The organism is Nocardia sp. NPDC006982 (assembly GCF_042869435.1).
GTDB lineage: Bacteria > Actinomycetota > Actinomycetes > Mycobacteriales > Mycobacteriaceae > Nocardia.
On the sequence record NZ_JBIAFV010000001.1, the window covers coordinates 498,337 to 505,311 of the forward strand.

General features: G+C 65.5%; 4 protein-coding genes and 4 pseudogenes. 3 read left to right on the forward strand and 5 right to left on the reverse strand.

The window, feature by feature from the left end; translation table 11 throughout:
* Positions 1–6 precede the first annotated feature (6 nt).
* Positions 7–396 (forward strand): annotated as a pseudogene (locus tag ACFYOW_RS02345) (alpha/beta hydrolase); the annotation flags it as partial.
* Between the two features lie 276 nt (positions 397–672).
* On the opposite strand, the pseudogene ACFYOW_RS02350 reads toward ACFYOW_RS02345, so the two are convergent.
* Positions 673–1,031 (reverse strand): annotated as a pseudogene (locus tag ACFYOW_RS02350) (ATP-binding cassette domain-containing protein); the annotation flags it as partial.
* Between the two features lie 229 nt (positions 1,032–1,260).
* Positions 1,261–1,437: pseudogene (locus tag ACFYOW_RS02355) on the reverse strand (ABC transporter ATP-binding protein); the annotation flags it as partial.
* Positions 1,438–1,760: 323 nt separating this feature from the next.
* Between ACFYOW_RS02355 and ACFYOW_RS02360 the strand changes: the two are divergent.
* Positions 1,761–2,864 carry a CapA family protein gene (locus ACFYOW_RS02360; RefSeq protein WP_387283740.1) on the forward strand — a complete coding sequence of 368 codons (1,104 nt, stop codon included), beginning with the start codon at positions 1,761–1,763 and terminating at the stop codon, positions 2,862–2,864.
* Here the strand turns inward: ACFYOW_RS02360 and ACFYOW_RS02365 are convergent.
* Positions 2,845–3,498 (reverse strand): annotated as a pseudogene (locus ACFYOW_RS02365) (dienelactone hydrolase family protein); the annotation flags it as partial. The gene ACFYOW_RS02360 and the pseudogene ACFYOW_RS02365 sit on opposite strands and share 20 nt — an antisense overlap.
* Positions 3,499–3,713: 215 nt before the next feature.
* On the opposite strand from ACFYOW_RS02365, the gene ACFYOW_RS02370 reads away from it, so the two are divergent.
* Positions 3,714–4,898 carry an NAD(P)/FAD-dependent oxidoreductase gene (locus ACFYOW_RS02370; protein ID WP_387283742.1) on the forward strand — a complete coding sequence of 395 codons (1,185 nt, stop codon included), beginning with the start codon at positions 3,714–3,716 and terminating at the stop codon, positions 4,896–4,898.
* Here ACFYOW_RS02370 and ACFYOW_RS02375 read toward each other — a convergent pair.
* The gene (locus tag ACFYOW_RS02375) at positions 4,871–5,935 is read right to left on the reverse strand and encodes a sulfite oxidase (protein WP_387283744.1); all 1,065 of its coding nucleotides are present in this window, start codon (positions 5,933–5,935) and stop codon (positions 4,871–4,873) included. The genes ACFYOW_RS02370 and ACFYOW_RS02375 overlap by 28 nt on opposite strands.
* A gap of 157 nt (positions 5,936–6,092) precedes the next feature.
* The gene (locus ACFYOW_RS02380; RefSeq protein ID WP_387283746.1) at positions 6,093–6,734 is read right to left on the reverse strand and encodes a cutinase family protein; all 642 of its coding nucleotides are present in this window, start codon (positions 6,732–6,734) and stop codon (positions 6,093–6,095) included.
* Positions 6,735–6,975: the final 241 nt, after the last annotated feature.

A 6,975-nucleotide genomic window follows, 5' to 3' on the forward strand; every position in this document is an offset into this window, starting at 1 on the left:
TGCCGGTACCGGCACGACTTCAACAAACTCATCTCGCAGCACGCGTCCCCGCTGTGGAACTTCGACGACGCCACCTACGACCGCAGCGCCGCCGCCTTCGACAATCCTGACCACGTCGACATCGTCATCCACAATTACCGGTGGCGACTGAGCCTGGCGCCGGGTGAGCCGCAATACGACGCCTACGAGCAGCAACTCGCCACCGGACCGGCCATCACTGTGCCCGCCATCACCATCGGCAGCGACTTCGACGGCGCCGCCAAGGACGGAAAACCGTACCGCGCCAAGTTCACCGGCAAGTACGAGCACCGCGTCCTGGATGGCATCGGACACAACGTCCCTCAGGAAGCCCCGCGCCCGTTCGCACAGGCGATCATCGACGCCGACCACCTCTGAATTGCCACCGCTGCGGCGGCCTCGCCGAACGACGAGGCCGCCGGACCGCTTATAGGGAGCCGCGCGCCCGGATGCTGCCGTCGGATACGAGCTCGATGACGGTGTCGATGCCGAGCCGTCGCAGGAACGGGTGGTCATGGCTGACGACAGGAGCGCACCCCGATACGCGGCCAATGCTTCGGCGAGTTGCTCGACGCTACCGATGTCGAGGTTGTCGGTCGGCTCGTCGAGGATCAGCAACTGCGCCGGAGGATCGGCAAGAAGCAAGCGCGCCAAGGACACTCGGAAGCGCTCGCCACCCGACAAGGTCGAGACCGGGCGCTCGACACTGCTGCCGCGCAGCAGTAGCCGGGCCAATTGGTTGCGGATCGTGGCCGGCGGGGTGGTCGAGGCCACCGAGTGGACGTTGTCGAGCGCGCTGGTCTGTTCGTCCAGATCATCCAGACGTTGCGGGAGATATCCGACGCGGTCGGTGAGAGGGTGCCGCGCTCCGGATGCCGACCGTAGAGCAGGTTCTCGAGCAGTGTCGACTTCCCCGCGCCGTTGGGGCCGACCAGGGCGACCCGTTCCGGACCTTGGATGACGACGCTTCGGTCGCCGTCGCGCAGTTCCGCGATACGCCGACTGCGCGGCACATCGGGTCGGGCAGTTCGAGATGGATATTCTCCTGGCGGCGGACACGCGCTGCGGCGGAATCCAGGACATCCTGGGCCGCAAGGACTTTCGCGTCGAGCGCGATCGCGCGTAGCGCGGCGAGTTTGTCCGCGATACCGAGCAAGCCCGCGATGGTGTCTCGCGGGCGAGGGTCAGCGTCTGCGGCAGGTAACCTACCTCGCCGACGGATTCGATCCGACCGGACGTCGGTGTCAGAATTCCGGCGATCAAGCACAACAGCGTCGATTTACCAGCGCCGTTACGGCCGACCAAACCGGTGCGACCGCTGGTGAATGCGCCGTTGACACCGGAAAGCGCGAGGGTTCCGTCGGGCCATTCGAACGACAGGTTCCGCAATGTGATGGCCGATTGCGTGGACATGGACATGGTTCGGTCGACTCCTCCTGCTCGCGTGAGCGAGCGGCCGCGAAGTACCGCGCCGAGGTCGCGGTGGCCATGGGCGCGAAGGGGTTTCGGTACTTTGCGGATGCTGACGAAGGGCGCGGCGCCACGGTCGTGAACAGGTCACCGACGCGGCGCTACAGCCAGAACCGAGTCACACGGGAAAGATCTCTCGAGTGATGAGATGAGTGTGCGATCAGAGGGAGGCCGCCTTCGACAGGGCGGCTAAAGTCTGTCGACCTCGATGAGCACGTGAACAGGTTATCAAGAAGCGCAACGCCCCGCGCGGACATGATCGACAATGGGGTATGGCGACGGTGCTGCTGGGCGGCGACGTCATGGTGGGCCGCGGTGTGGATCAGATTCTCCCGCACCCCGGTGATCCGACGCTGCGCGAACGGTGCGTCGAGGATGCGCGGACGTATGCGGAACTGGCGGAGCAGACGAACGGTGAATTCGACCGTCCCGTGGATTTCGGCCACCCATGGGGCGATGTCCTGGCGATCATTGCTCAGCTCTCCCCGCAGGTACGACTGATCAATCTGGAAACCGCGATCACCGCCGACGGCGTGTTCGCACCGCTCAAAGGCATCCACTACCGCATGAACCCGGACAATGTGCCGGTGTTGACCGCAATCGCGCCGGTCGTGTGCGCGCTGGCCAATAATCACATTCTCGATTTCGGTGTTCGCGGGCTCGCGGACACGGTGGCGACACTCGATGACGCAGGCATCCAGCGCGCGGGGGCAGGCGCGGATTTCGACCATGCCCGGGCCCCGGCGATATCGGAACTCGATGACGGGCGACGAGTGGTAATCGTCTCGGTCGGTGCGGGATCGAGTGGGGTTCCGCAACATTGGGCGGCTCGCCGCGATCGGCCGGGGCTGTGGTGGATCGGCGATACACCGAATATTCGCGCCGCCGACGAGGTGGCGGCAGAAGTGTTGGCGCACAAGCGCAATGACGATATCGCGATCGTCTCCGTACATTGGGGCCCCAATTGGGGTTACGGGGTGCCGGTGAGTGAACGTCAGTTCGCACATCGGTTGATCGATGCCGGAATCGACCTCGTGCACGGGCATTCCGCACACCATCCGCGACCGATCGAGATCTACCGGGGCAAACCGATTCTGTATGGGTGCGGTGATGTCATTGATGACTACGAGGGCATCCGCGGCTACGAGCGTTATCGCCCGGAGCTGCGGTTGCTATATCTGGTGTCCATCGATGCTGGCGTGCTGGAAACGCGAATGATTCCACTGCGGATCCGGCGGATGCGCCTGGAATCGGCCACGCGCAACGAAGCTCAATGGCTGTGCGAGACGATCGAGCACATCAGTCGCGACTTCGGCACCCGGGTCGCACCGCGGCCCGACGACATACCGTTGGTGTTCAAGACCGCACAACACTGAGGTGGCGGCGGAACCAGTCGCGGGCCAGATCCGCCACCTGCTCGAGCGCACCGGGCTCCTCGAACAGGTGCGTCGCGCCGGGGACGACATCGATCTCGCTCGGACACGGCATCCGCAGTTGGGCCTCGCGATTGAGCTCGAGCACCTGGCGATCGTTGCCGCCGACGATGAGCAGCGTCGGCGCGCGGACGTGCGCCAGCCGCGGACCGGCCAGGTCGGGGCGGCCGCCACGGGAGACGATGGCCGCGATCTCGGCGCCGGGTTCGGTGGCCGCCCACAATGCGGCACCGGCACCCGTGCTCGCCCCGAAATATCCAGTCGGAAGCCCGCCAAGAACCGCCCGTGTGCGAAGTCCGCGGGTCACCGCGACGAGACGCTCGGCGAGCAACTCGATATCGAAGACCCGCCCACGGTCACCTTCCTCGGTCGCGGTCAGCAGATCGACGAGCATGGTCGCGAGCCCGGCCCGATTCAGCACATCGGCGACCAGCCGATTTCGCGGACTGTGTCGGCCGCTACCGCTGCCGTGCGCGAAGACGACCAGACCGGTGGAGTTCTCTGGGACGGCCAGTATCCCCGTCAGCCGGATGGACTCCGACGACACGATGACTTCCTGTGTCCGCGTCAGGGGATCGGATGCGGAGGGCGACATCGAACACCTCCTGGTATCCGGACTACCCGCCCGGTCGGTCATGCGCAAGCTGCGATCAGGCCGGGTTCCATCCGGTCGGCGTGGCGCGCACAATGGATACGCGATCAACACGCTCGTGAACGACGGACTATCGGGGTAACTCGCCACAACACGCGATTCCACACCAGCACCATCTCCCGAGATGAAAGCGTTCAACTATGTCGATACCCGCGAATGTTCGAACGCCGACGGTGCTCGTTCTGGGGGCCGGATTCGGCGGACTGGAATTGGCGGCCTGCCTGTCCGAGTCACTGCCCGGCGAGGTTCGGGTAATACTGGTCGACCGCAACGACGGGTTCACGTTCGGCTTCTCCAAGCTGGAGATCCTGTTTCGCGACCGGACCCCGGAATCCCTGCGCGTCAGCTACCGCGACCTGGTCCTGCCGGGGGTCGAGTTCCGGCAGGAGCAGGTCACTTCGATCGACCCGCAGACCCGCCGCGTCGTCACCGACCGCACCAGCTACGACCCGGACTTTCTGGTTGTCGCTTTGGGCGCCGATTACGACCCGGCCGCAACTCCGGGGTTCGTAGCGGACGGTCACGAGTACTACTCGATCCAGGGAGCTTGCCGACTGCGCGATCGGCTGGCCCATTTCGACGGTGGCACCGTTCTCGTCTCGGTGTTGAGCGTTCCGTTCAAATGCCCGCCCGCACCCTACGAAGGCGCGATGCTGCTGCACGAACTGCTGACCCGTCGCGGCATCCGCGATCGCACCCGCATGCACGTGCTCACGCCGATGGACTCACCGATCCCGGTCTCCGCGGACACCTCCGCGGCGCTTGTCGACGCGCTCGCACAACGTGGCATCGACTACTCTCCAGGGCGGCGGGTCCACGCGCTCGACCCGGCGAACCATGTAGCGCAGACCCGCACCGGTGACATCGCCTACGACCTGTTCATCGGCATCCCGACCCATTGCGTCCCGCCCGTGGTCGAGGCATCCGGGCTGACCGTCGACGGCGCCGATGGTTGGATCCACGTCGACCCGCGAACCCTCGCCACCCCGTATCCGGGCGTCTATGCCATCGGTGACTGCGCGGACGCGCCGGTGCCGCGCGCAGGGGTGTTCGCAGAGAACGCCGCCCGCACGGTAGCCGCGCATATCGCCGCGCAACTGCGCGGAACGCCCGCACCCAGAAAGTATCTCGGCCAGGGCTCCTGCTACATCGAATTCGGCGACGGACTCGTAGGCAAGGTCGACGCCGACTTCCTTTCCGGGCCGAAGCCGGTCGCGCCGTTCGTCACACCCTCGACCGAATTGGCAACCGAGAAGGCGGAATTCGCGGCCACGCGTATTCGGCGCTGGTTCACCGATCAACGGACCGTTACCGGGAACTCCTGAATCAGGTTGTTTCCCATGCCCTGGCGATTCCAGAATTGCTCGGTCGGTTGCACATTCCCATCCGCGTCCGTGGCCCGGCAGCTCAGTCGATACTCGCCCGGTCGCGCATCCCAGGTGTAACCCCAACTGCACCAGGCGAATTCGGCGGCGCTGCGATCCAATTGGGCGTCCCGCCAGACACCGTCGACGCCGACTTCCACTCGCGCTACGGGCGAGGTTCCGCACCACGCACGACCGCGGAGGAGGACCGCACCGGCGTCGACCGTGCGTCGCCGACTCGGGTAATCGGGAAGGCCAGGCGGAATCATCAACGCACGCACCTTGATTCGCGAAACCGGTACCCCCGGATCGTCGACCTCGCGTTGGTAGTGATAGGCCACCGCCTGTTGGAGCCCGGTGAAGGGCCGGTCCACGACTTCGATATTCCGCAACCATTTGACGCTCGTCATGCCGTACCAGCCGGGCACGAGCAGTCGCAATGGAAAGCCGTGCTGCGGCGGGAGCGGCGCGCCGTTCATTTCGTAGGCGAGCAAAATCTCGGGTCTGCGGCATTCGCCGATGCTCAGGGAGCGTTGATAGTTGTGCTCCACATTGTCCTGGAATCCGCGATCGGCCCCGGTGAATACGACCTCGACCGCCTCGTCGCGGATACCGCAGTCGTCGAGAATCCCACCGAGTGCGGTGCCCGTCCATGCCGCCGTGCCGATCGCCTCGAGACCCCACGGTGTGCTGACATTGCGCGGGTCCATCCCCGTGCGTCCGTTACCCGCGCATTCGAGGGTGACCGGAATCGTCGTCGCCGGTCGCGACCTGATGTCGTCGAGCGACAGCTCTAATTCGCGCTCGACATTCCCGGTAACCCGCAGTCGCCACGACGATGCATCGATCTCGGGGATGTCGAAATGAATCAGCAGGTAGTGCATGCCGATGGGCGTGATGTCGTACCGCATGCCCTCGAGTTGCATGCCGTGGTTGCGCGTCGCCAGCGCGAGCTCGTCGAACCGGACGCCCTGCGCGCGCGAGACGAGTTCGGTCATCGGCTCGGGCTCATGTTCTGATCGAGACGGAACGGGCTGTCGTGGTCAGTATAGGACTGCCCAGGTGGGTGCCAACACCCGCCGGAAGCCCACGCTGCCTGCGGATTTTCGACGATCTCGATCGCTGCGGCTGCACCGTGGCGCCTTGATCGACGCGCTACAGATGCGCAGCACTGAATCCCACTGCGGCACCTATGAAATCGCCGTAGCGGGCGTGCGCACCCGGATCGGTTCCCCCGCCACAGACCGGGTCACCGGCCGCGCAGAATTCGGCGGTGCGGTCGGAGTACTGGCCGGGAACGCTCCATCCGATCGAGCGCAGCGGGTCACCGAAGAGCAGGACGACGGCCACCCGGTCGACGAGATCGCCGGGAAGCTGCACAACGCCTGGCAGTCCGGCGGCGATACCGGTGCCGAGTGCGGCGTGCACCACGCCAGCGCCCAGCGAGTAGCCAACGAGTACGAACTCTTCGTCCGGGCAGGTCGCGGCTTGCGCAGCGACGTGCGCGACCAGATCAGCGCTACCTGCACTTACATCCGTCGGATTCGCAGGGTAGTTCACCGGATACGCACGGATGCTCATCGGCAGTGCCTGCCGCATCGCGTCGTACAGCGGGTCACCGACGAAAGTTCCGAGGTACCCCGGTTCCTGGGTTCCTCTGGCCACCACCAGATCCACCGCGGTACACGACCGTGCCGCGGCATGCGGGCCGAGCACGGCACTCGCCGCGATCAGCAAGACCGCGAATGCCGATGCCATCGGCCACTTTTTGAACAGAACCACCTTTCGGTCGCTCATTTTCCTCACCTCTCACGCCGTTGTGAGAAGTGCTTCCTCAGCCCTCACGTCATTGTGAGGCGTCGAGTGACACTTGTCAGAGACAAGTCTCAATGTACTCCGCTATGCGGCACATGGACGACAACAGTCGGGGGGGGGGGGGGGGGGTGTGGTGGGGCGGGGGCGGGGGGGGGGGGCACGCGCGGGTTGTGGACGGGCGGGCACCCCCGCCGCGGGCGCTGAGGGGGGGGCGGCGCCCGCC

Excerpts from the sequence above, each read along its gene's own strand:
- ACFYOW_RS02375 (WP_387283744.1), bottom strand. The coding sequence starts at position 5,935 with ATGACCGAACTCGTCTCGCGCGCGCAGGGCGTCCGGTTCGACGAGCTC.
- ACFYOW_RS02370 (WP_387283742.1), top strand. The coding sequence starts at position 3,714 with ATGTCGATACCCGCGAATGTTCGAACGCCGACGGTGCTCGTTCTGGGG.
- ACFYOW_RS02380 (WP_387283746.1), bottom strand. The coding sequence starts at position 6,734 with ATGAGCGACCGAAAGGTGGTTCTGTTCAAAAAGTGGCCGATGGCATCG.
- ACFYOW_RS02360 (WP_387283740.1), top strand. The coding sequence starts at position 1,761 with ATGGCGACGGTGCTGCTGGGCGGCGACGTCATGGTGGGCCGCGGTGTG.